We start from the raw sequence: 23,926 nt of genomic DNA on the forward strand, positions 1-23,926 counted from the left end.
CGGTCATCCTCCAGCCGGCGAGCAGCGACTGCCAAACCTACCAGGCTCTCCGTGGCGACCTGGAAAACCCAGCGCGTGTCCGGCGGCGTGTCCCGACTAGTTGCTACCTCGGTTGAACTGCTCAAACCCACCGGCATCCGCGCTCGAATCGACCGGGGCCGCCGATCCACGCTGACCGAGTTCCTCGAGCTGGGATTCCAAATATGTCTTGAGCCGGGTGCGGTACTCGCGTTCGAACGTGCGCAGCTGCTCAAGGCGGCCTTCGAGTACCGTGCGCTGCTGGTTGATGGTGCCCATGATTTCGGAGTGCTTGCGTTCCGCGTCGGCTTGCAGGGCGTCGGCCTTCTCCTGGGCCTGCCGCAACTGATTCTCCGACCGGGACTGCGCGTCGGCGAGCATCGCGTCGGCGCGCTGCCGGGCCTCGGCGACGGTGGTCTCGGCGGTGTGCCGCGCCTCGCTGACTATCTGATCGGCGTTGGAGCGGGCATCGGCCAACATCTTGTCGGATTCGGCCTTGGCGGTGCTGGTCAGGCGATCGGCAGTGTCTTGGGCCAGGCTCAGCACCCGCGCCGCCTTGATGGCTTGTTCCTCGTTGGTTCCCGTCGGAGCCGGAGCCCGGACCGGCTCGGGTTCGGGCTCGTATACCGGCATCGCCTGGGTGGGCTGGGCTGTCACGCCGCCGCCGGCTCCGCCCCCCGCCGCCAGCTCCTGGTCCAGCTCGGCAATCCGCTGACGCAGATCGGAATTCTCTTCGATAAGCCGCGTCAGCTCGTTCTCCACCAGGTCAAGGAAGGCGTCAACTTCGTCTTCGTTGTACCCGCGCTTGCCGATAGGCGGCTTACTGAACGCCACATTGTGGACGTCGGCAGGTGTAAGCGGCATTGTTTGTCCCCTCAAGTTACTGGACGGTCAAACGATCTGGAAAGTGTAGAACGGAGTGGTTGCCGTCGTGCAACTGCCGTCCATCCTGTCACACCAGACTCGGCGGTTGCCGATTGGACTAATAAATAAGGATCAATTTCAATCTCTGAGGCTAATAAATCACATTCCTTAGATTTGAAAATGATGCGCGGCAAACTTGTCGCCGAATCGTGGCCGAACCGTCTCTGAACCTCACCCGGAGTACGGCAGCAGGTCTCACGCCGCGGCACCGAACGCCAGCTGCATACCGATGAATGCGACCAGCAACAGCACCATGATGGACAGATCGAAGCGCACCGCGCCGATGGTGAGTTGCGGGATCAGCCGGCGAAGCAGTTTCACCGGGGGGTCGGTAATAGACATGATGATCTCCAGGATCACCACGGTGATGCCGCTGGGACGCCAGTCGCGGCTGAACGAACGGATGAACTCAACGACGACCCGCGCGATGAGCAGCAGCCAGAAGATGAATAGCGCAAACCCAAGGATTTGAAAAAACAGCACCAACGAAAGCCCGACCTTACCGATGAGGATGTGAATACGCCGCCCGTGGGGTCGGCAAGCGCAAGCCTACCGACTCAGACCCATGGCTTACATCTGGTGGCACATCGCCCGCCGGGCCCATGACCGGCCAGCCCGGCACGCCGACCCGTGACCCACCGGACTGCGCAGCAGCAGGATGGTCTATTGGTACGCGTAGAAACCGGTTTCGGCGATCCGCCGACGCTCTTCCGGGGAGACGTCAACGTCCGCCGGCGATAGCAGGAACACCTTGGTTGCGACCTTGTCGAAGGAGCCACGCAATGCGAAAGCCAATCCGGCGGCGAAGTCGACCAACCGCTTGGCGTCGGCGTTGTCCATCGACACCAGATCCATGATGACCGGGGTGCCGTCCCGGAACCGCTCGCCGATCGTGCGAGCCTCACTGTAGTCCTTGGGCCGCAGCGTGGTGATCTTCGAGAGGGGGTGGCCCTCCTCGAACATCATCGCCATCCGACGCGGGTCCATCGCCAGCGCGCCGCGGGTGGAATTGCGCAGCCACGATCCAAAGCGTGGACGAGCCATATCGGAGCGGTCGAACTCGCGGGGCTGGAATCGGGGTTCGTCGGGGTAGCCGCCGCGATAGCTACTGGGCGGCGGATAGTCCGCTGGCTCACCACGCAATTCGCCGCGGAGCTCGCGGCGTGGATCGTCGTAGTCGCGCCCTTCATAGCGGCCGTATTCGTCGTCAAATCGAGGCCGCGCATAACCGCGTGAAGGAGTGCGGTCGTCGTAGTACTCGTCGTCGTAATCCTCCATCGGAGCCATACCGAAGTAGGCCTTGACCTTGTGCAGTGTGCTCATTGCGTGACCCCTTCTAGCCCTGGGATATGTGGTGTCTGTGATGAAGGTGTGACTACAGTGACTATTCACGGTGACCGTAACTGTCGCGGACCCAATAGCGCGGTACCGACACGCACACACGTTGATCCATGTTTAACGGCAGCTTCGAGGTCATCGGACATGCCGGCGGACAGCCCGACCGCAGCGGGGAACGCCTCGAGCACTCGCCTGTGCTCCGATTGCAGCAGGTCAAAGGCCTCGTTCGGAGCCCAATCCAGCGGCGGAACGCCCATCAAGCCGACCAGTTGCAGGCTTGGTGAGTCCTGCACCTGCGCACAGATCCGATCCACCGCGCCGGACTCTGTCATGTCGACGCCGCCGCGAGACACGTCGCCGTCCAGACTGACCTGGACGTAGACCCGCAGCGGATTGCCGCGACGCCGATCGGCCAAGGCCGCGCCAACCGCTCGATCCAGCGCGGTCACCAACCGGGCGCTGTCCACCGAGTGCACGGTGTGCGCCCATTGCGCCAGCGAACGCGCCTTGTTCCGCTGGATCCGACCTACCATGTGCCACTGGACAGCACGAGATCCAGACCCGGGGGAAGCCGCCGAGAGCCGAGCCAGTTCAACCACTTTGGCCGCGGCCTCCTGCTCCCGCGATTCGCCAACGGCACGACACCCCAACCGGGCCAAAATCGCAACATCGCTGGCTGGAAAGTATTTGGTAATCGGCAGCAGTTCGATTTCCGCGACGGAGCGGCCGGCCGCCTCGGCGGCCGCGGCAAGCCGCGATCGCACGGCCGCTAACCGATGCGTCAATTCCGATTGGCGGTCGCCGCCCTGGTTGCCGCTCACCGGCACCTCTACCACCATCGTGGTCATTCCATCCATACCAGCGACGCCAGCCGCCCAGTCGGCGCACCGCGCCGATGGCTGAACAACCCCGGATCTGCGATCGTGCAACGCGGATCAACGTCGATGGACGTGACGCCCAAATCCTTTAACTGACGGGCGATTCCAGCCCGAAGGTCAAGTCCGGGAGTCCCGGCGGACGTGGTGGTGCGGCTGCCCGGCAGCGCTGCGTCGACCTCATCGGCCATTTCAGCGGGTACCTCATAGTTCTGACCACTGGCCGCCGGACCCAACAGCGCCGATATGTCGCCGGCCTGTGCGCCCAGCCCGAGCATCACCTCGACGGCGCGAACCACGACGCCGTGCTGGGCACCGACTCGACCGGCATGGACTGCCGCGGCGATGCCCGCCCGCGCATCTGCCATCAGGACCGGCACGCAATCGGCCGTCATCACGGCCAACGCCAATCCCGGGGTGCTGGTCACCAAGCCATCGGTGTCATCGAACGCGGTATTACGCGGCTCGTCGACCACCTCAATCCGGTCACCGTGAACCTGGTTCATCCACACCACTCGATCGCCGGGCAGACCGATGGCAGTGGCCAACCGGGCCCGGTTCGCGGCGACCGCAGTCGGATCGTCGCCGACGTGGTCGCCCAGATTGAAAGTGTCGAACGGGGGCCGGGACACACCGCCCGCCCGGGTGGTGGTCACCCGGCGGATACGTACGCTCACGTTTTCAGTATCCGGAATCGGTTGCCGACCAGACGGCAGCACTGTCCGACCGCGGCCGGTTTGTCGCGCACTGGCAAGCAAATTGAGATCCTCAGCGGCGCATGAATGGTGGCACGTCAACGTCGTCGTCGTCGCCACCGATGCTCAGCGTCGCGCCGTTGGTGTGCACCGGCACGCTGACGGCATCGACCGGCTCGAACAGTGTCGAGGTGAGTTTGCCGGCCTTGGCCGACTCGATCCGGTGCGCACCGCCGGTCTCCCCAGGCGCAGCTCCCATAACCGGTTTGCGACCGGGACCGCTGACATCGAAGCCTGCCGCGATCACGGTGACCCGTACCTCGTCACCCAGCGAGTCGTCGATCACCGTACCGAAGATGATGTTGGCGTCCGCGTGCGCGGCATCCTGCACCAGCGACGCCGCCTCGTTGATCTCGAACAAACCCAGGTCGCTACCGCCCGCGATCGACATCAGCACACCTTGCGCCCCCTCCATCGAGGCTTCCAACAGCGGCGAGTTGATGGCGATTTCGGCGGCTTTGAGGGACCGGCCGTCACCGCGGGCCGAGCCGATGCCCATCAACGCGGTGCCGGCGCCGGACATGATGCCCTTGACATCGGCAAAGTCGACGTTGATCAAACCCGGCGTGGTGATCAGGTCAGTGATGCCCTGGACACCGTTGAGCAGCACCTCGTCGGCGCTGCGGAAGGCGTCCATCAAAGAGACGGCGGCGTCGCCCATCTGCAACAGCCGGTCGTTGGGAATCACGATCAGGGTGTCGCAGCTTTCCCGCAACGCGGCGATGCCGTTTTCGGCCTGGTTGCTGCGCCGCTTGCCTTCGAAGGAAAACGGCCGGGTGACGACGCCGACGGTCAACGCACCCATTTTGCGGGCAATGCTGGCGACGACGGGCGCGCCTCCGGTGCCGGTGCCGCCGCCTTCACCGGCGGTGACGAACACCATGTCGGCGCCGCGAAGCAGCTCCTCGATCTCGTCTTTGGCGTCCTCGGCGGCCTTGCGTCCAACCTCGGGGTCGGCGCCGGCGCCGAGCCCCCGTGTCGATTCGCGACCTACATCGAGCTTGACGTCCGCGTCGCTCATCAACAATGCCTGCGCATCGGTATTGATCGCGATGAACTCCACGCCCTTGAGGCCCTGCTCGATCATCCGGTTGACGGCGTTGACGCCGCCACCACCGATGCCTACGACCTTGATGACGGCCAGATAGTTATGCGGGGGGGTCATCATTCGTCTTCCTCCCTGACGGGCTCAGTTCTCCCTACGGTGTGTCACTTGCAAAACCCTCAACCTCAACCATAGAGTTAGAGTTATGTCAAGTTAGTTCCGCGTAACCAGAACCGTATGGGTACGACGGGTGCTAGCCGTGCAGGCGCGCCGACGCGTCACACGCAATTTTTTGTGCGCGAACACGCGGGCAACCTCAGATCCGGCTCGCCACCGTGACCTCGGCTCCACTACCCGCCCAGTGACCAGCCATCACTTCACCGTCGGCAGATCGGGGCTGGACACGTCGTAGGTCTGGCCAGGTTGCGTCAGTAGCGCCGCCAGCTTCTCCGCCTTCTCCTCCGCGCGGTCGGTGGTTCCCCAGATCACCACCCGCCCGTCGGAGAGGGTGAGCGTGATCGACGACACCGACGGAGCCGCGATCCGGCCCACCTGACCCGCGACCTCTGGACGCAGCGCGGTCAACACCTGCAGGGCGGCCAACGTAGCGGGATCGGTGGGGCCCGGGTTGTCGACATCCAAGTAGGGCAGGGCAGGCGGCGGCGGACCGGTCGCGAAGTCCACGCCGTCGCGATCGAAAAGGTGCGGGCCGTCCGGAAAATCTTTCACCACCAAGGGGATCCGCTCCACGATGGTGATCCGCAAAGCGGACGGGTACTGCCGTTGCACCCGCGCAATGGCCACCCTCCGGATCGTTGCGACCCGGTCAGCGACCTCTTTGGTGTTGATCTGCAGCAGCGGAGTCCCTGGCCGTATGCTGGCCGCGGCGAGCACCTCCTCACGGGTCACGTTACCGACCCCGGTGACGATGATGTCGCGCGCCGACATGGCCGGCGTGAAATAGAGGATGAGTCCCAGCCCTAGCCCGACGATCAGCAAGACCACCGTGGCCAACAGCATTTTCAAGCCGCGAACCACACCGCGGGCAACGGGTTTGGGTTCCTTGACGGCGCCGCCGTGAACCCGGCGCTTGGCTTCGCGCCGGGCTTCCTCGATCGCGGTGGCGCGAGCCTGCGCGGCACGACGCTCGGCCCGTTCGCGGCGGGCACGCCGGCGCGGCCCCTCGAATTCGTCTTGCTCAGCCTCTTGTACCGGATCTGGTGCTGGAGATGGCTGCCCATCGTGCGGCTCGGTCGCGAGCGGTTCGGTGACCGCTTCGGTGTCGCATTCACTCAGGTCGCCGGCGATCACCTCGGTTGGCCGGCCGTCGTCGGGTTCACTCACTGCAGCACCCCCGGCTGGCCGGGTGTGCTGCGGGTGGCCCGCATGCGCACCGCGGCCAGGATCTCCGGCCCCAGCAAAGTCACGTCTCCGGCACCCATCGTGACGATGACGTCACCCGGCGTGGCGACCGCGGCCACCTCGTCGGCCACCGCCGAAAAGTCCGGGATATAGCGGACCGGGGCAGTGACGTGCTCGGCGACGCTGGCACCGCTGACGCCGGCGAGCGGTTGTTCCCGGGCACCGTAGACGTCGAGCACAAACACCTCGTCGGCGGCATTCAACGCATGACCGAACTCTGCGGCAAAGGCTTTTGTGCGCGAATACAAATGCGGTTGAAACACGACCAGTGAGCGACCACTACCGCTGTACTGGGCCACCGAACGGACCGCCGCCAACGTCGCGCTGATCTCGGTTGGATGGTGGGCATAGTCATCGAAAACCCTGATCGATTCGGCGGTGCCGACAAACTCGAAGCGACGTCGCACGCCCTCGAATCCGGCCAGACCGTCGAGCACCTCATCGATCGGGACACCGACCTCGATCGCCGCCAGTAGCGCGCCCAATGCATTGAACGCCATGTGCCGCCCGGGCACCGAAAGCCGCATCAGCCGAGGCTGCGGTTCGCCGGCTAACTGGACGTGCGCGATGGCCTTGGTGCCGTGCTGCTCCCACGACACCAGCGTGCCCGCCAAAGCTGCACCGGGCGTCGCCGTAGATCCGTACCGGAGCACCCGAATTCCTAGCTCGGCCGTGCGTTGGGCCAGCGCGGCCGCGCCCGGATCATCGGTGCACACCACCAGCGCGCCCCCGGGAGCAAGCCGCTCTATGAACGAATCGAAGACCCCGACATAGGCCTCGGTGCTGCCGTAGAAGTCCAGGTGATCGGACTCGATGTTGGTTACCACAGCCACCTGAGGCGTGTACTCCAACAGCGAGCCGTCGCTTTCGTCGGCCTCGGCCACAAAAAAATCGCCGCTGCCGTGATGGGCGTTGGTTCCGGCCTCGCCCAGCTCACCGCCCACCGCAAAAGACGGATCCCGCCCACAGTGCTGCAAGGCGACGATGAGCATGGACGTCGTCGTGGTCTTGCCGTGCGTTCCGGTGACCATCAGCGTGGTACGCCCGGCCATCAGCTTGGCCAACACGACCGGCCTCAGGATCACCGGAATCCCACGACGCCGCGCTTCGACGAGCTCCGGGTTGGTTTTGGGGATCGCGGCGTGAGTGGTGATCACCGCGGTGACGCCACCGGGCAGCAGGTCCAGCGCCGACGCGCCGTGCCCGATCCGGATCACCGCGCCGCGCGCTCGCAACGCGTGCACACCGCGCGATTCCTTGGCATCCGACCCCGACACCAATCCGCCGCGGTCGAGCAGGATGCGGGCGATACCCGACATCCCGGCTCCCCCGATGCCCACCATGTGCACTCGCTGCAGCTCGGGTGGCAATTGCCCGGTAGTCACCGCGGCCCCCCGCAGGCCTGGCCCCGGCACCCCGCGGCACGACCGATGTCCAGGGCCGCTTGGGCAACCTGACGCGCCGCGTCACGGTGCCCCACCTGTGCGGCGGCGGCCGTCATCGTGGCCAACCGTTGCGGTTCGGTGAGCAGCCCAACCACGTGACGGGCCACCGCCGCCGCCGTGAGCTCGGCATCGGCAACCACCAGACCGCCACCGGCGTTGACCACCGGTAACGCATTGAGCCGCTGCTCACCGTTGCCGATCGGTAGCGGCACGTAAATGGCCGGCAGGCCCACGGCCGACACTTCGGCGACCGTCATCGCCCCGGACCGACAAATCACCAGGTCGGCGGCGGCATAGGCTAGGTCCATCCGGTCCAAATAGGGAACCGCGACATACGGCGGATCACCACGCTCGGGAGCGCGCAAATCCAGCACGTTTTTCGGCCCGTGCGCGTGCAACACGGAAATGCCCGCGGCGGCCAGGTCGGCCGCGGCCGCCGACACGGCCCGGTTGAGTGAGACAGCGCCCTGAGAGCCGCCAAATACCAGCAGCACCCGAGCATCATCGGTGAAGCCAAAATGCGCTCGTGCCTCGGCGCGCAATGCCATGCGATCCAACGCGGTGATGGCCGCCCGGACCGGTACCCCGACCACCTCCGCATGCCGCAGCCCCGAATCGGGCACCGCGGCAAGCACGCGCTCGGCGGAGTGCGCGCCTACCCGGTTGGCCAACCCGGCTCGGGCATTGGCTTCGTGGATCAACACCGGGACGCGACGGCTTCGCTTGGACATGCCAGGCAGCCCGCGCGCGGCCAAGTATGCCGGCAGCGCGACGTACCCACCGAAGCCGACAACCACGTCGGCGTCCACATCATCGAGCACCGCCCGGGTCTCCCGCACGGCACGCCACACCCGCGGCGGGAGCCGGAGCAGGTCTCCGCTGGGTTTGCGCGGCAACGGTACCGGTGTGATCAGTTCCAGCCGGTAGCCCCGCTCGGGCACCAACCTGGTTTCCAACCCGCGCGCCGTTCCCAGCGCGGTGATCCTGACGTTGGGCTCCAACGCGCTCAGCGCATCGGCAACGGCCATCGCGGGCTCCACATGCCCGGCAGTGCCGCCGCCGGCCAGCACGATCGACAACGCGGGGCCGTGGTTGAGCCCCAGCCCGCCGGCCGGCTCCCTGACCGAGTCGTTCACCCGTAACGCTGACCTTCCAATGCACGTATCCGCCCCGCATGACGCTGGCCAGCTCCATGATGCCTGTCCCGCGTACGGGCGCTACCCCCAGATCGGGGGCTGGGCCGATCGGTTCTGCGCGGCAACGCCGGTCGAAGCGGTTCGCCAGCATTGCGAGCCGCCGCCTTCGGAGCCTTCCGGGCGGGCTGTGTGGCCGGTGGCCTGGCCGCTTGCGGGTGGGTGCGCTTACGGTCCCGAAACGCCTCTATGCGCGTCGGTGCGTACGGCAGTGGCGGTGGCAGCCGCAGCAACCGGTTCACCTTATCGTCACGCCCAGCCCGCAGCGCAGCAACCGCCTCGGGTTCGTGGCGCGCCGCGTTGGCCATGATGCCGATCATCGAAAGCGTGGTCGCCGTCGAGGTACCGCCCGCCGAGATCAATGGCAGCTGCAGCCCGGTAACCGGCAGCAGACCGATGACGTAGCCGATGTTGATGAACGCCTGGCCCAGTACCCACAGCGTCACGGTGGCGGTCAACAGGCGCAGGAAGGGGTCGGCGGACCGGCGAGCGATCCGCATCCCGGTGTAGGCGAACAGACCAAACAATCCGAGCAGCCCAAGGGCGCCGACCAGGCCCAATTCCTCGCCGATGATCGCGAAGATGAAGTCGTTGTGGGCGTTGGGCAAATAATTCCATTTGGCCACACCCTGACCCAGCCCGTCGCCGAAGATGCCACCATGGGCCAGCGCGAACTTTGCCTGCCTCGCCTGGTAGCCCGAGTCCTGGGGATCGTTGTCGGGATCGAGCCAGGACCGTACCCGGTCGGAGCGATATCCGGCGGACATCGCCAAAATCGCGGCCGAGATGACCGCCGCCGCCAGCGAGCTGACGAAGACGCGCAGCGGCAGGCCCGCGTACCACAGCAAGCCCAACAAGATGATGCCCAACGACACCGTCTGTCCCAGGTCGGGCTGCGCCACGATCAAGGCCAGTGCCACCACGGCGGCCGGCACCAGGGGAATCAGCATTTCGCGCAGCGACGCCCGTTCCATGCGCCGGGCAGCGAGCAGGTGCGCACCCCACACCGCAAAGGCCATCTTGGTCAGTTCCGACGGCTGCATCGAGAATCCCGCGACCACGAACCATCCGCGGGAACCGTTGGCCTCCTTACCGATCCCGGGTATGAGCACCAGCACCAACAACACAATGGTGAACGCGAAGCCGGAGAACGCGACGCGGCGCAAGAATCGCACCGACATGCGCAGACCGACATAGCAGCCGACGAGACCGACGATCGTCCACAAGACCTGCTTGCCAAAGATCACCCACGCCGACCCGTCGTCGTCATAGGACCGCACTCCCGATGCCGAGAGCACCATGATCAAGCCGAGCGTTGTCAGCAACGCGGCAACGGCGATGATCAGGTGAAACGACGTCATGGGCCGGCCCAGCCAGGCACCGAAACGGGTACGCGGACCCCCTTCCGATGACTTGCCGTGAACTTCGGCTTCCGACGAGGTGGGGTCGGACGACATCGGTTCGGCCGGGCCATCCACCTGATCCGCGTCGTCCGGCTCAGTCACGCTCTGGCCCTCGGGGTCCTGGGCCGCCTTGCCCCGGCGCAACAGCCGGGTCAGCGCGCTACTCACGCCCGCCTACCGCACCGCAGCGCGTACGGCGGCGGCGAACGAGTCGCCACGGTCGGCGTAACCAGCGAACTGGTCGAACGACGCACCGGCCGGTGCCAACAGCACCGTGTCACCGGGTGCGGCCAGGTCCCGGGCCGCGGCCACCACACCGGTCATCACGCGGGCGCCGACGGGATCCGATGAATCGTCAACTTTAGTCACACAAGCACCACGAGCCACAGGCATATCAGCATCCTCGCTTGTAACAACGTGCACGACGGGGACATCCGGCGCGTGTCGTGATAACGCCTCGGCAACCTCTGCCCGATCTCGCCCGATAAGCACCGCTGCGACCAACCGGGGCGCGATCCGGGCCACCTCGGCGTCGACGGATGCGCCCTTGAGCAAGCCACCTGCCACCCACACCACCCGCGGATAGGCCAGTACCGATGCCTGCGCGGCGTGCGGGTTGGTGGCCTTGGAGTCGTCCACATAGGTGACGCCGTCGGCGACCGCGACCACCTCGGAGCGGTGTCGACCGACTTGAAACGAGGCGACCGCGGCCGCGATCGCCTCGGCGGAAACCCCGACCGAGCGCGCCAACGCGGCCGCCGCCAGCGCATCAAGTACCCCAACCGGGCCCGGCACCGGTATCGACTCGGCCGCCAACAGCGTCAGATCATCGGCAAAGGCCCGGTCAACCAGGCGACCCTCGCGCACCCCAAGTTCCCCAGCGGCGGGCGTACCGAGCCGGAAGCCGACCCGAACTTGCGCTGGCGCGGTGTCCAGCAGTGCCGCGGCTCGGCGGTCGTCCAGGCCGACCACCGCCACCCGGCCGGTAAGCACCCGCGCCTTGGCCTGGGTGTATGCGGCCATCGTCTGGTGCCAGTCGAGGTGATCCTCGGCGATGTTGAGCACCGCACCGGCCTCGGGCCGCAGCGACGGCGCCCAATACAGCTGAAAACTCGACAACTCGACCGCCAGTACGTCGGCGGTTTGGTCCAGCACGTCCAGCACCGGGCTGCCGATGTTTCCGCACAGCACGCTACGCAGCTCGCCGGCCCGCAGCATGGCGTGCAGCATCGACGTCGTGGTGGTCTTTCCGTTGGTGCCGGTCACCACTAGCCAGCGGCGCGGCGGGCCATAACAACCCGCCGCGTCTAACCGCCAGGCCAACTCCACATCGCCCCAGATCGGCACGCCCGCCGCCGCAGCCGCCGCCAGCACCGGCGTCGTCGGCCGAAAACCGGGACTGGTCACCACCAGGGCATAGCCGCCGGTCGGGTTTCGGGCCGAGTCCGCCAGCCGCTGCGCCGCCACCGACGGATCCACCGTCGACACTCCGCTCTCGACGAGCGGGCGCAGCATCGCCGGGTCGTCGTCACACACCGTCGGGCTCGCCCCGAACCGGGTCAACGCCGCCAGGACCGCCCGACCGGTCACCCGGGCACCGGCGACGAGCACCGCCGCGCCCGGCACCAGGGGGTCAAGCATGTCAGGCACCGATCGCGGCCAACCACTCACCGTAGAACAGGGCCACACCCAAACCGCAGGTGATCGCGGTGAGCAGCCAAAAGCGAATGATCACCGTGGTTTCCGCCCAGCCGACCAACTCGAAATGATGGTGAAAGGGCGCCATCCGGAACACTCGCCGCCCCGTCGTCCGGAAGGTGAGAATCTGCAATACCACCGAGGTGATTTCGGCGACGAACAGCGCACCCAGCACGACGGCCAAGATCTCGGTTCGGCTGGTGACCGACAGCCCCGCGATGACGCCGCCCAGCGCCAGGGAACCGGTGTCGCCCATGAAGATCTTGGCCGGTGCGGCGTTCCACCACAGGAAGCCGATGCAGGCGCCGGCGGTCGCGGCCGCGATCAGCGCCAGGTCCAACGGATCACGCACGTTGTAGCAGCCCAGGCCCGGCGCCGTGACGCACGCGTTGCGGTATTGCCAGAAGGTGATCAACACGTAGGCAGCGGTAACCATCGCCATGCACCCGGCGGCCAGCCCGTCGAGCCCGTCGGTGAAGTTGACCGCGTTCGACCAGGCGCTGACAACGAGCACGCAGAACAGCACGAATAGCCCCGGCGCCAGCGTGACGGTGGCGATCTCGCGCACATAGGACAGCTGTGCGCTGGCCGGTGTCAGGCCGGCCGGATTGCGGAACTCCAAGACCAGCACCGCGAAGAGCACCGCGGAGGTGATCTGGCCCACCGTCTTGGCCGTCTTGTTCAACCCCAGGTTGCGCGACCGGCGGATCTTGATCAGATCGTCGAGGAATCCGACGCCACCCAGCGCGGTCGCCAGACCGAGCACCAACAGTCCCGATGCGGATATGCCCTCGCCGTCGAATGCCAGACCTGCGATGTGGGTGCCGAAGTAGCCCGCCCAAATGCCGGCCAGAATCGCGACCCCGCCCATCGACGGCGTGCCGCGTTTGCTGTGGTGGCTGGGTGGACCATCCTCGCGGATCTGGTGACCGAATCCCTGTTGGGTGAACAACCGGATCAGGGCCGGGGTCAGCAGGATCGACACCGCCAACGCAATGGCGACGGCGATCATGATCTGTCTCATCGGCGCGCACTCCCGCGGTCTTCGCAACCGACCCCGGCGCTCTCGGAGACCAGTGCATCGGCTAAGGCCCCCAGGCCGACCGAGTTGGACGCCTTGATCAACACCACATCTCCGGGTCGGACCTCCGCGCGCAACAGTGCCAGGGCCGCGTCGCCGTCCGGCACGCACACAACCCCTCTATCAGCCCCGGCCCCCCAGGAGCCCTCCATGACCGCACCGTGGTGCATCGCGCTCATCGACCTCCCGGTTCCCACGACAACAAGTCGAGACACATCTAAGCGCACCGCCAGCCGGCCGATGCGATCGTGCTCGGTTATCGCGTCGGCGCCCAGTTCGGCCATCTCCCCCAGCACCGCCCAACTGCGCCGTTCTCCCCCGCCGTGAGCGATCCAGGCCAACGACTGCAGGCCGGCCCGCATCGAGTCCGGGTTGGCGTTGTAGGCGTCGTCGATCACCGTTACCCCGTCGCGGCGGGTGCTCACCTGCATCCGGTGCCGCGATACCGGTCCGGCCGCGGCCAGCGCGGATGCGACCTGCCCGATATTGGCACCGCACTCCAGCGCGACCGCGCCCGCGCACAACGCATTGGTGACCTGATGGTCGCCGTAGACACCCAGCCGCACCTGGGCAGCGGCGTCCCCCGAATGCATGGTGAACTGCGGCCTGGCCAGCTCATCGAGCGACACTTGACTCGCCCAGACGTCGCTCGGCCCGGCGCTGGTGGCGTCGGCGCGACTCACCCGGATCACCCGGGCGGCAGTAACCTCGGCCATCGCCGCCACGGCTGGGTCATCGACATTGAGCACCACCGCGCCGGATTCCGGGACAGCTTGCGGCAGTTCCGATTTGGTTCGTGCAATGACCTCGCGCGAGCCGAACTCCCCCAGGTGCGCGGTGCCGACGTTGAGCACTACTCCGATGGCCGGCCGGGCGACCTCGGCCAGCGCGGCGATGTTGCCCGCGTGGCGTGCCGACATCTCCAGAATCAGGTAATCGGTGTCGCGATTCGCCCGCAGCACCGTCCAGGGATGACCCAGCTCGTTGTTGAAAGAGCCGGGCGGCGCCACCACCTCACCCAACGGTTTGAGCACCGCGGCCAGCAGGTCCTTGGTCGACGTCTTGCCCGAAGACCCGGTAATCCCGATGATGGTCAGCCCGCCGGCCACCAACTCGGCGGCCACCGCCTTGGCGAGCTTGGCCAACGCCGTCAGAACCGCCGCGCCAGACCCGTCTGCGTCGTGCTCGAGCACCCCGGCCAGCCCGCTTTCGGCGCTGCTCGGCCGCGGCGCAACCACGATCGCAGGAACACCGACCGGCCGAGCTGCCAACACGGCGACGGCCCCCGCGGACACCGCCGAGACCGCGTGGTCATGCCCATCGGCACGCGCCCCCGGCAGCGCCAGAAATAATCCGCCCGGGCCAACGGCGCGCGAGTCGAACTCGACGGTGCCGGTGACGTGGCGAAGCGCGGCGTCCTGCGGCGAGATATCGGCCAGGGTGCCGCCGACAATCTCGGCGATCTCGGCGACGGTCAGGTCGATCATGGGCCGGCCTCGAGCGCCCGGGCCAGCTCCACGCGGTCGTCGAACGGCCGAACCTCACCACCGTCGCGCTGCCCGGTCTCATGGCCCTTGCCGGCGATCAGCACCACGTCACCCGAACCCGCCCAGCCCACGGCGTGCCGGATCGCGTCTCGGCGATCGGCGATCTCGACCACCTCCGCCGTGCCGCCCCCCTCGGCCGCACCGGAGACGATCGACCGCCGGATTGCCGCGGCATCCTCACCGCGCGGATTGTCGTCGGTGACGACCACCAAATCGGCCAGCTCGGCCGCGATCCGGCCCATCGGGGCGCGCTTCCCCGGGTCACGCTCACCGCCGGCACCGAAGACCACCGCCAGCCGACGATCCTGGTGCCGTAGAGCGGTCAATACCGCCCGCAGGGCTTCCGGTTTGTGGGCATAGTCGACCAGCGCGAGAAAGTCCTGGCCACGGTCCACCCGTTCGAGGCGGCCCGGGACTTGGGTTTCGCGTAGTCCCGGCACAGCTTGCTCCGGTGAGACCCCGACAGCATCCAGAATCGCCAGCGCCAGCAAGCAATTGGCGACGTTATAGCCCCCCGGCAACCCGATGCACACCCGATGCCGCACCCCGGCCGGGTCGACGGCAGTGAATTCCTGCCCTCCGGTGCTCGTCGGCGCGACGTCGAAGGCCCGCCACTGCGCGGGCTGCCCTGTCGCGCTGACCGTGATGGCATCACCCGCCCGGGCGGCCATCGCCCGCCCGGCCTCATCGTCGATGCACACCACAACGGTGTCGGCGCGCAGCGCAGAAGCCGGGTCAAACAGCAGTGCCTTGGCCTCAAAGTAATCGGCCATCGACGGGTGAAAGTCCAGGTGGTCTCGCGAAAGATTGGTAAAGCCGGCAACGGCGAACCGGGTCCCATCCACCCGGCCGAGGGTCAGTGCGTGGCTGGATACCTCCATCGCGACGGTGTCCACCCCACGTTCTGCCATCGCCGCCAGCATCGCCTGCAGAGCGGGCGCCTCGGGGGTGGTCAGCGCGCTGGGTATCTCGGTGCCGTCGATGCGGATGCCAATGGTGCCGATCAGCCCCGCAACCCGTCCGCCGGCCCGAAGACCGGCCTCAACCAAATAGGCAGTGGTGGTCTTGCCGGACGTGCCGGTGATCCCGATAACCGTCACCTGGTCGGACGGGTTCCCGTACACCGTGGCCGCGGCGTCCCCCAGCACGGTACGGGGTGCGGGGTGAACCAGTACTGGTAGCGGGCCACCACCGGCGGCCAGCTCGGCCACGCCGGCAGAGTCGGTGAGTACCGCCACCGCGCCGCGCTGGATCGCTTCGCCGACATGCCGTGCCCCATGGGTGGCCGATCCCGCCAGCGCGGCGAATAGGTCACCGGGCCGCACCGCCTGAGCACGCAACGTCACGCCGGTGACCGGTATGTCTGGCACAGCGGCTGGCTGACGGGCACCCCCGGCCAGAACCGCGCCGATTTGAGCGGCAAGTTCTGCCAGCGATACACCCTCGCCAGCATCGGGACGCAAGCCAGCAGGCACCGACTCCACCTCTGTCACCACCTCCGTCCGACGGCCGAATGGACGCTCTATCGGCCATGACCGGCCATGACACCCTACCTACCCGCCCTTGGCGGCCGGGCGCTCCCGCGCCCACAACGGGTGCGGTGGGCTGCGTCGCACTGGTCTGCGGCGGCAACGACACAGGTCGCGGGCACGCCAGACCGCTCAGCGTCGACCGCAGGGTGCTAGGTAGCCTGCAAGATCAGCGGCGGTCCGGGGTCACCCGACAGCGGAACGTTTTCGCGCTGCATGAGCCAGCCGGCGATGTTATGGAACAGCGACGCGGCCGAGTGGCCCGGGCTACCGTCGGCGTTGCGCGCCGGGTTGTCCATCATCAAGCCGATCACGTAGCGAGGATCGTCAGCGGTGGCCATGCCGGCGAAGGTGATCCAATAAACGTTGTCGAAATAGCAGCCGCAGGCGGGATTGATCTGCTGCGCCGTCCCGGTCTTTCCCGCCATCTGATAGCCCGGTACCCCCGCCGACGGTCCGGTGCCCTGCTGATAACCCATCGGGTCGCGCTGCACCACCGCACGCAGCATCTGACGCACGGCCTGGGCGGTCTGCGCCGACACCACCTGGACGCCGTCGGGACGCGGCTCTTCGGTCCGCGTGCCGTCGGGTGCAACGGTGGCCTTGATGATCCGCGGCGGGATCCGGATCCCGTCATTGGCGATGGCCTGGTACATGCCGGCCATCTGTAGCAGTGTCATCGAAAGGCCTTGGCCGATAGGAAGATTCGAGAAAGTGCTGCCAGACCACTGGTCGATCGGCGGTACCAGCCCGGCGCTCTCACCGGGCAACCCAACTCCGGTGCGCTGACCCAACCCGAATTTGCGGACCATCTCGTAGTAGCGGTCCGGACCTACCCGCTGCGCCAGCATCAACGTGCCCACGTTGGACGACTTACCAAACACACCGGTGGTGGTGTACGGCATCACCCCGTGCGCCCAGGCGTCATGCACGGCAACGCCACCCATCTGAATCGAGCCGGGCACCTGCAACACCTCGTCCGGATTGCTCAGCCCATACTCGATAACCGACGCCGCAGTGATGACCTTGTTCACCGAGCCTGGCTCGAAGGGTGATGACACCGCCAGGTTGCCCAGCTGCTTGTCGCCTTGACGCCCGATGTCTTGCGACGGGTCGAAGGTGTTGTCGTTGGCCATGGCGAGCACTTCGCCGGTCTTGGCATCCAGCACCACGGCCGAGACATTGTTGGCCCCGGACAGGTTTTTTGCCTGCTGCACCTGCTGCTGCACATAGAACTGAATGTCGTTGTCCAGTGTGAGCTGCACGGTCGAACCGTGCACCGCCTTGTGCCGGTTTCGGTAGCTGCCCGGAATGACGACCCCGTCCGACCCGCGATCGTAGGTCACCGAGCCGTCGGTTCCGGCCAGCGCCGCGTCCAGGGAGTCCTCCAAGCCCAACAGGCCGTGGCCGTCCCAGTCGATGCCGCCGACGATATTGGCTGCCAGCGCTCCTCCCGGGTATTGACGCAGATCCTGTCGTTCCGAGCCCACCTCGGGAAACTTGTCGGAGATCGCGCTGGCGATTGCCGGGTCGACGGCCCGGGCAAGGTAGACGAACGACTCGTTACTTTGCAGCTTCTTCAGCAGGGTCGCCGCGTCGGGCTTGTTGTTCAGCTTGCCCGCGATCTCTTTCGCGATGTCTTTTAACCGCTGTTCTGGATCAGGGGCGGCAGCCGACTTCTTCTTCGCCTCGGCCAGTTGCTGGCGAATCCTCTTCGGCTGGAAGGTCAATGCGCGGGCTTCGATGGTGAAGGCCAGTCGGTCATTGTGCCGGTCGACGATAGCGCCGCGCACCGCTCGTTCCACATCGGTGACCTTGAGCTGGCCGGCCGCCTGAGCACGCAGGTCTGCCGCATTTGATACCTGTAGGAAGAACAGCTGTGTCGCGGCCACCATCATCAACACGAAAATCACCACGTTTCCGGTCCGATGCCGGAAGACAAACGACGCACCGCGGGTGGCCACTTCCACGGCTTGGCGGGTGCGCCGTTCACGCGCTGAACGACCGGGCGCAGCGGTCTCGGCCCGCGCAGTGGGGCGAGTTTTTTTGGGTTCGTTAACTTTTCGGGACCGTTTCGGCTCCTTGGCGTCCTTGGCGTCCTTGGCCGGACGATCATTCCGCGACTTGCCAGACCGGTTCGGCTGTCGCAGCGCCTCGTCGTTGCGCGGCTTGCCGGTACCGCGCTGCTTTCGGGTCGACTGCGGCGTGCGCGACGATACGCCTCGGCGCGAGTCGCCCCGGCTCACCGCGGCGCCCCCGGCGCTGCCGGCCGCCCTGGCGCCGGGCCGACCTGCTCGCCGTTGGCCGGCGCCACCGGTACCGGAGCCACCGCCGGTTGCGGACCGGGTGCCAATACCGGCGCCGGGGGCGCTACCGGAGCTATCGGCGTTCCCGGAGTTACGGGAGCGGCCGGGGCGGGGACCACTCCGGGGGCGGCCGGAACCGCGGACACAGCGCCCCCTGGCAGCGGCACCGGCACTTCGAGCGGCGCCGGGGCCGACAGCGGTAGGTGCAGGTCTCGTGGCGCGGGCGGCACCGCGCCAACGGGTGGGGGTAGCTGACCCGGCGGCGGGACCGCCCCCGGTGCCGCCGGCACCTCGCCCGGCAGCAAGGACGGCAAGTGGTTGGTCTCAGCGCCCAGTGTCGATGAACCATCGGGAGTGCGCGGCAGCAGCTGTGGGCCAGACCGGGCGGTCGGCGGAGCAGCGGGGTCCGGCATCACCCGCACCGGAACCTCCAGCGGAACCGCTGGTGGCTTCGGTGGCGGCGGGGGACCTTCGTCAGGCAGCTTGGTATTCAGTGGCGGCGGGGGAACGCCGTCGGCCGGCTTCGGGTCGCCCACAACCACCCAGTTGCCGTCCGGTGCCTGAACCAAATGAGCGGTGTCCCTGGTGGGGATCATGCCCTGTTTTCGAGCCGCCTCGGCTAGCGCCGGCGCGGACTCTGCTTCGCGCACATCGCGTTCGAGCGCTTCCTTCTGTTGTTGCAACATGCGCGTCCGCTGTCGCGCATGGCTGAGTTCATACGAGCGCTCGGCCGCATCGGTGGAGAGCCAGAGCGTGAGACCCAATCCGACGCCGAGGGACCCGATGACCAACACCACAAACGGCACCCTGCTCAGCAAGGTCTGCGGCCGCAGGTCGATCGATGCCAGCCGGGTGGCCAAGCGCTCGGTCAGCTTTGGCCGAACAACCTTTGGCGCTTTGGCCTTTCGGGCCTTGGCTCGCGCCTTGGCTTGAGTGGTGTTCTTGGGCCGGGCCGGACGGTCGACCGGCCGGGGCGTCGGGGTCGTTTGGGGACCCGAATTGGGCATTCGGGCTTCCCGGTTGGGCGCCGTGGTCTTGCCGGACCGGCCGCGACGTGACGCTGCATCCGCCGTGACTCGGCGGCTACTTCGGGCGGACCCATCACGTCCACCACGGCGATCGCTGTCGCGGCGATTCCCCGGCACCCGGGCCTCGCGTTTCGCCTTCATGCTTCGCCCTTCCCGGATCCGTGTTGCGGTTCGACCTCAAGCTCAAGCCTTTGCAGTGCGCGCAATCGCACCGGCGCGCTGCGCGGGTTACGTTCCGACTCATCGGCATCCGCGCGCTCGGCGCCGTGTGTCAGGGACCGGAAGCGTGGCCCGTGCCCGGGAAGTTCGACCGGCAGACCGATCGGTGTACGGGAGGAAACCGCCTCGGCGAATAGCCGTTTGACTATCCTGTCCTCCAGCGACTGGTAGGCCATCACCACAATGCGCCCGCCCACGGTGAGCGCGTCCAGCGCGGCAGGAATAGCGTCGCGCAGCGAGTCCAACTCGTTGTTGACCGCGATGCGAAGAGCCTGGAAGGTGCGCTTAGCCGGATGACCGCCGGTACGCCGGGCCGCAGCCGGAATCGCCTCGTAGAGAAGGGCAACCAGCTCAGCGGTGGTGGTAAACGGTGTGTGAGTGCGCCGGCGGACGATACGTGCGGCGATCCGGCGTGCGAACCGCTCCTCGCCGTACCGCTGCAGGATATCGGTCAGTCTGGCCTCGTCGTAGCTGTTGACGATGTCAGCGGCGGTCAGCGACAAAGCCGGGTCCATCCGCATGTCCAGCGGGGCGTCCTTGGCATAGGCAAATCCCCGTTCGGCTTGATCGAGCTGCATGGACGAGACGCCCAGGTCCAACAACACGCCGTCGACCGATCCCACTGAGCGATAACCTGATTCGGCCAGTGCCGCCGGCAAGTGGTCGAATCGGGTCTGCACCAGCGTGACCCGATCAGCGAATCGCGCCAATCTACGGCCGGCAATGCCCAGTGCGTTCGGATCACGGTCGAGTCCGATTAGGCGAAGGCCCGGTAGTTCGGTCAGGAACCGCTCGGCATGGCCGCCCGCACCGAGGGTGGCATCGATCAGAAGCGCTCCGGAGCCGTCCGGGTGGTCACGGGTCAGTGCGGGTGTCAGCAGTTCGACGCAGCGTTGCGCCAAGACTGGTACATGACCGAAATCGCTCGGGTCGAAATCCCTCGAGCCATCAGCCACTGCGACACCTCCCCGGCTCCGGCAACGCTCGCCTACCGGTAGCCGTGCCCCTGCACCGAGGTCCCTGTCCGAATCCACGAACCTGGCGTTGGGGAAGTACGCCAGGGTCGGTTCGGGCAGAGACCACGGTGCACGGGCATGCACCTCAGAAGATGTCGCCGAGTGCTTCATCGCTGGCCGCGGAGAAGTTCTCTTCATGGGCTTGCTGGTAGTTCTGCCAGGCTTCTGCGTCCCAGATCTCGAGGTAGTCGACCGCTCCGATCACCACGCAGTCCTTGGATAGGCCGGCGTAGCGGCGATGGTCGGCCGACAACGTGATCCGCCCCTGGCTGTCGGGATGCTGCTCGTCGGTGCCAGCGGCGAGATTCCGCAAGAACGCCCGGGCTTCGGGGTTGCTTCGTGGCGCCTTACTGGCTCGGCGGGCGAGCTGTTCGAATTCCGACCGCGGGTAGACGGCAAGGCTGTGATCTTGACTCTTGGTGACCATCAACCCCCCTGCCAGTGCGTCGCGAAACTTGGCCGGCAGCGTGAGCCGCCCCTTGTCGTCGAGTTTGGGCGTGTAGGTGCCGAGAAACACTTGGGTCACCTCCAACCCTGAGTCGTTCCGGCCTACCCAAACACTTCAGCCACCATACCCCACAATCCCCCACTTCGCCCCATTAACGAGGTGTTGCGTCGGCGTTTTCCCACCAATTGCCGGACGCCTCTCACGGAAGTGCCCGAGGGGGCCGCGAAGCACCCCGCCAACGGAAAAAGAAAACCGCATTTCAAGCCACTAGCACCGTCGTTGAAGGGCGAAGTGGGGCGAAGTGGGGCAGATTTGAGACGACCGTCGATTACAAGTGGGGCTCGATACGGCCTAGACGCCGTGACCGACCTGCCGCCGGTAACCGCACCCGAATCGGCACGCATCGCCAGACGTCGACACAGATGGGCACACGGGCGCCGCCAACACCGGTTGGGCGTCGGACGCCGGCAAACACAAAAAGGGGCAGCCCTTGGCTGCCCCGCTACGTCGACCGGCTTCGGCTATTCGTCGAAACGGCGGCGGAACCTGTCCTCCATACGACTGGTGAAGGAGCCGCCCTTGCTGCGCCGCTGACGCGAAGTCCCAGATGCCGGACGCGAATGATCCGCCCGGCCCGACAAGCGGGGACCGGTGATGGCAAACACCACACCGGCAAACATCACGACAAAACCAAAAACACTGAGAATCGGGAAGCTTCCGATCATTGTGGCCTTGAACGCCACACCGGAAACCAACATAGCCAGGCCGATGATGAACAGCGCCGCGCCCTGCAAACGTCGTCGGGCGGTTGGTGCGCGGAAACCTCCCCCACGGACGCTCGACGCAAATTTGGGGTCTTCGGCGTAGAGAGCGCTCTCGATCTGTTCGAGCATCCGCTGCTCATGATCGGAGAGTGGCATTCGTCCCTCCTTGCCGACAGAGTGTCACGCAACTATCGATTAGCAACGCGGATGCCCGTTGTCGGGGCAACTAACTCAGATGATACGAGGTCAATCCCTGCCGTACCACTGCTTCGCAGGCGATTCTATCCCGGCTGCGCCCTAGCCTACGAAATGGGCCAGGACGCCCGTGCGGCGCAATCCGATCGCCATCTCCGCATCGCCCGCATGTCGAAGGACGGACACGTCATCCGATACTGGTGCGGAAGCATCGGACCGGATCACCATCAGGAGGGCACCGCGCGTTGGCGACATTTCTCATTGATCTGACGCCCAGCGAGATGGAACGGCGCCTCAGGGAAGCCCTGGCGGTCTATGTCGACGCGATGCGATATCCCAGGGGCACGGAAAATCAGCGCGCTGCCATGTGGCTGGAACACATCAGGCGCCGCGGCTGGCGGGCAGTGGCCGCGGTTGAGATCGCCCAGGTCGCCCAGACCGAAATGGCAACCAACCCAGCACAAATCATCAACGCGGAGGACACCGGGTTATCGGCTGCAGACCTAGCCGACGCGACGATGGTCGGAGTGGCCTACGGGTACCCCGGGGCACCCGGTCAGTGGTGGCAGCAACAGGTGGTGCTGGGATTGCAGCGCAGCGGTTTTCCGCCGCATGCCATCTCGCAGCTAATGAACAGCTACTTCGAGTTGACCGAACTGCACATCCATCCCCGCGCGCAGGGCCGGGGCTTGGGTGAGGCGCTGGCCCGCCGACTCCTCGCCGGCCGCCCGGAGGACCACGTGCTGCTCTCCACTCCGGAGACCAACGCCGAGGACAACCGTGCCTGGCGGCTGTACCGCAGGCTGGGGTTCACCGACATCATCCGGGGCTATTACTTCGCCGGCGACCCACGAGCGTTCGCGATCCTGGGCCGCACGCTACCGCTGTAGCCGGCATGTGGGGCCGGCTTGCTGAGGCGGCGCGCCTCGTCTGGCACGATGACCAGGTGCGTGCCAGCTCTCCCCCGCTTGCAGCCCGAGGATCGCGAGCTTTCAAAGCCCGGCGAAGCCGCGTGCTGGCCATCGCGTTGCTGCTGATGCTGATGCCGCTGGCGACCGGCTGCCTGCGAGTCCGGGCCTCAATCACCATCTCGCCCGACGACCTGGTGTCCGGCGAGATCATCGCCGCGGCAAAACCCAAGAACAACAAGGATACCGGCCCCCAGCTGGATAGCGACAATTTGGCGTTCGGCCAGAAAGTGGCCGTATCGAACTACGACAGTGACGGCTACGTAGGATCTCAGGCGGTATTTTCCGATCTGACCTTCGCAGAGCTGCCCCAGCTAGCCAACATGAACCCCGACGCCGCCGGTGTCAACCTGTCGCTGCGCCGCAACGGCAACATCGTGATTCTGGAAGGCCGGGCCGATCTGACATCACTGACCGATCCCGACGGTGAGGTCGAGTTGACCGTCGCGTTCCCCGGAACGGTGACATCCACCAACGGAGACCGCATCGAACCGGAAGTGGTCCAGTGGAAGCTAAAGCCCGGCGTGGTCAGCACCATGAACGCGCAGGCTAGCTACACCGATCCCAACACCCGATCGTTCACGGCCGCGGGCATCTGGCTCGGCATTGCCTCATTTGCCGCCGCCGGTGTGGTTGCCGTGCTGGCCTGGACCGGCCGGGACCGCTCACCCAGGTTCACCGCACCCGGTGATCAGCCGCCAACCTAGCG

The 23,926-nt window shown here is 66.5% G+C and carries 21 protein-coding genes; 2 read left to right on the top strand and 19 right to left on the bottom strand.

All coding sequences use genetic code 11. The features are described from left to right. Positions 1–96: 96 nt before the first annotated feature. The 19 genes from wag31 to MB901379_RS14070 form a co-directional block, all read right to left on the bottom strand. Complete coding sequence (gene wag31, locus MB901379_RS13980) at positions 97–882, bottom strand: DivIVA-like cell division protein Wag31 (RefSeq protein WP_158017225.1); 786 nt, start codon at positions 880–882, stop codon at positions 97–99. Between the two features lie 255 nt (positions 883–1,137). Further along, positions 1,138–1,428: a YggT family protein gene (locus MB901379_RS13985; protein ID WP_158017226.1), complete on the bottom strand. Its 291-nt coding sequence runs from the start codon at positions 1,426–1,428 to the stop codon at positions 1,138–1,140. 177 nt (positions 1,429–1,605) lie between these two features. Next, positions 1,606–2,265, bottom strand: a complete 660-nt coding sequence (locus MB901379_RS13990) for a cell division protein SepF (RefSeq protein WP_158017227.1) — start codon at positions 2,263–2,265, stop codon at positions 1,606–1,608. 65 nt (positions 2,266–2,330) lie between these two features. Then, positions 2,331–3,119: a YggS family pyridoxal phosphate-dependent enzyme gene (locus MB901379_RS13995; protein WP_158019164.1), complete on the bottom strand. Its 789-nt coding sequence runs from the start codon at positions 3,117–3,119 to the stop codon at positions 2,331–2,333. Positions 3,120–3,124: 5 nt separating this feature from the next. Beyond that, a complete protein-coding gene (pgeF, locus tag MB901379_RS14000) occupies positions 3,125–3,832 on the bottom strand; it encodes a peptidoglycan editing factor PgeF (protein ID WP_162334385.1) in 708 nt (235 codons plus the stop codon). 91 nt (positions 3,833–3,923) lie between these two features. Further along, positions 3,924–5,075, bottom strand: a complete 1,152-nt coding sequence (gene ftsZ, locus MB901379_RS14005) for a cell division protein FtsZ (protein WP_158019163.1) — start codon at positions 5,073–5,075, stop codon at positions 3,924–3,926. Between the two features lie 252 nt (positions 5,076–5,327). Then, positions 5,328–6,266, bottom strand: a complete 939-nt coding sequence (locus MB901379_RS14010) for a cell division protein FtsQ/DivIB (protein WP_408632381.1) — start codon at positions 6,264–6,266, stop codon at positions 5,328–5,330. Positions 6,267–6,295: 29 nt separating this feature from the next. Further along, positions 6,296–7,762 carry a UDP-N-acetylmuramate--L-alanine ligase gene (gene murC, locus MB901379_RS14015; protein WP_158017230.1) on the bottom strand — a complete coding sequence of 489 codons (1,467 nt, stop codon included), beginning with the start codon at positions 7,760–7,762 and terminating at the stop codon, positions 6,296–6,298. Beyond that, on the bottom strand, positions 7,759–8,958 hold the full coding sequence (murG, locus tag MB901379_RS14020) for an undecaprenyldiphospho-muramoylpentapeptide beta-N-acetylglucosaminyltransferase (protein ID WP_158017231.1): 1,200 nt from the start codon (positions 8,956–8,958) through the stop codon (positions 7,759–7,761). The genes murC and murG overlap by 4 nt, the downstream gene beginning before the upstream one ends. Next, positions 8,955–10,586 (bottom strand): putative lipid II flippase FtsW, encoded by a 1,632-nt coding sequence (ftsW, locus tag MB901379_RS14025; protein ID WP_232021848.1) that lies wholly within the window; start codon positions 10,584–10,586, stop codon positions 8,955–8,957. The genes murG and ftsW overlap by 4 nt, the downstream gene beginning before the upstream one ends. A 6-nt stretch (positions 10,587–10,592) precedes the next feature. Beyond that, positions 10,593–12,059 (bottom strand): UDP-N-acetylmuramoyl-L-alanine--D-glutamate ligase, encoded by a 1,467-nt coding sequence (murD, locus tag MB901379_RS14030; protein WP_158017232.1) that lies wholly within the window; start codon positions 12,057–12,059, stop codon positions 10,593–10,595. Between the two features lies 1 nt (position 12,060). Further along, positions 12,061–13,140: a phospho-N-acetylmuramoyl-pentapeptide-transferase gene (mraY, locus tag MB901379_RS14035; RefSeq protein ID WP_158017233.1), complete on the bottom strand. Its 1,080-nt coding sequence runs from the start codon at positions 13,138–13,140 to the stop codon at positions 12,061–12,063. Continuing rightward, positions 13,137–14,684, bottom strand: a complete 1,548-nt coding sequence (locus MB901379_RS14040) for a UDP-N-acetylmuramoyl-tripeptide--D-alanyl-D-alanine ligase (protein ID WP_158017234.1) — start codon at positions 14,682–14,684, stop codon at positions 13,137–13,139. The genes mraY and MB901379_RS14040 overlap by 4 nt, the downstream gene beginning before the upstream one ends. Next, positions 14,681–16,270, bottom strand: coding sequence for a UDP-N-acetylmuramoyl-L-alanyl-D-glutamate--2,6-diaminopimelate ligase (locus MB901379_RS14045; protein ID WP_158019166.1), 1,590 nt, complete (start codon positions 16,268–16,270; stop codon positions 14,681–14,683). The genes MB901379_RS14040 and MB901379_RS14045 overlap by 4 nt, the downstream gene beginning before the upstream one ends. Before the next feature lie 155 nt (positions 16,271–16,425). Beyond that, positions 16,426–18,519: a peptidoglycan D,D-transpeptidase FtsI family protein gene (locus MB901379_RS14050; RefSeq protein WP_158017235.1), complete on the bottom strand. Its 2,094-nt coding sequence runs from the start codon at positions 18,517–18,519 to the stop codon at positions 16,426–16,428. Next, the gene (locus MB901379_RS14055; protein ID WP_158017236.1) at positions 18,516–19,748 is read right to left on the bottom strand and encodes a hypothetical protein; all 1,233 of its coding nucleotides are present in this window, start codon (positions 19,746–19,748) and stop codon (positions 18,516–18,518) included. Before MB901379_RS14055 ends, MB901379_RS14050 begins: the two co-directional genes overlap by 4 nt. After that, positions 19,745–20,926, bottom strand: a complete 1,182-nt coding sequence (gene rsmH, locus MB901379_RS14060; RefSeq protein WP_158019168.1) for a 16S rRNA (cytosine(1402)-N(4))-methyltransferase RsmH — start codon at positions 20,924–20,926, stop codon at positions 19,745–19,747. Before rsmH ends, MB901379_RS14055 begins: the two co-directional genes overlap by 4 nt. A 1-nt stretch (position 20,927) precedes the next feature. Then, positions 20,928–21,359: a division/cell wall cluster transcriptional repressor MraZ gene (gene mraZ, locus MB901379_RS14065; protein WP_158019167.1), complete on the bottom strand. Its 432-nt coding sequence runs from the start codon at positions 21,357–21,359 to the stop codon at positions 20,928–20,930. A 452-nt stretch (positions 21,360–21,811) separates the two neighbouring features. Further along, a complete protein-coding gene (locus tag MB901379_RS14070) occupies positions 21,812–22,210 on the bottom strand; it encodes a DUF3040 domain-containing protein (RefSeq protein ID WP_158017237.1) in 399 nt (132 codons plus the stop codon). 284 nt (positions 22,211–22,494) lie between these two features. On the opposite strand from MB901379_RS14070, the gene MB901379_RS14075 reads away from it, so the two are divergent. Continuing rightward, positions 22,495–23,139: a GNAT family N-acetyltransferase gene (locus MB901379_RS14075; RefSeq protein ID WP_158017238.1), complete on the top strand. Its 645-nt coding sequence runs from the start codon at positions 22,495–22,497 to the stop codon at positions 23,137–23,139. 146 nt (positions 23,140–23,285) lie between these two features. Then, on the top strand, positions 23,286–23,924 hold the full coding sequence (lppM, locus tag MB901379_RS14080; protein ID WP_158019169.1) for a lipoprotein LppM: 639 nt from the start codon (positions 23,286–23,288) through the stop codon (positions 23,922–23,924). Positions 23,925–23,926: the final 2 nt, after the last annotated feature.

Origin of the sequence: Mycobacterium basiliense (assembly GCF_900292015.1) — a bacterium.
Classification (GTDB): domain Bacteria; phylum Actinomycetota; class Actinomycetes; order Mycobacteriales; family Mycobacteriaceae; genus Mycobacterium; species Mycobacterium basiliense.

Bases quoted from the DNA above. Each gene is read 5' to 3' on its own strand.
- MB901379_RS14070 (WP_158017237.1), bottom strand. From the start codon at position 22,210: ATGCCACTCTCCGATCATGAGCAGCGGATGCTCGAACAGATCGAGAGC.
- lppM (WP_158019169.1), top strand. From the start codon at position 23,286: ATGCTGATGCCGCTGGCGACCGGCTGCCTGCGAGTCCGGGCCTCAATC.
- mraY (WP_158017233.1), bottom strand. From the start codon at position 13,140: ATGAGACAGATCATGATCGCCGTCGCCATTGCGTTGGCGGTGTCGATC.
- wag31 (WP_158017225.1), bottom strand. From the start codon at position 882: ATGCCGCTTACACCTGCCGACGTCCACAATGTGGCGTTCAGTAAGCCG.
- MB901379_RS14055 (WP_158017236.1), bottom strand. From the start codon at position 19,748: ATGAAGGCGAAACGCGAGGCCCGGGTGCCGGGGAATCGCCGCGACAGC.
- murD (WP_158017232.1), bottom strand. From the start codon at position 12,059: ATGCTTGACCCCCTGGTGCCGGGCGCGGCGGTGCTCGTCGCCGGTGCC.
- MB901379_RS13990 (WP_158017227.1), bottom strand. From the start codon at position 2,265: ATGAGCACACTGCACAAGGTCAAGGCCTACTTCGGTATGGCTCCGATG.
- MB901379_RS13995 (WP_158019164.1), bottom strand. From the start codon at position 3,119: ATGGTGGTAGAGGTGCCGGTGAGCGGCAACCAGGGCGGCGACCGCCAA.
- ftsZ (WP_158019163.1), bottom strand. From the start codon at position 5,075: ATGACCCCCCCGCATAACTATCTGGCCGTCATCAAGGTCGTAGGCATC.
- MB901379_RS14040 (WP_158017234.1), bottom strand. From the start codon at position 14,684: ATGATCGACCTGACCGTCGCCGAGATCGCCGAGATTGTCGGCGGCACC.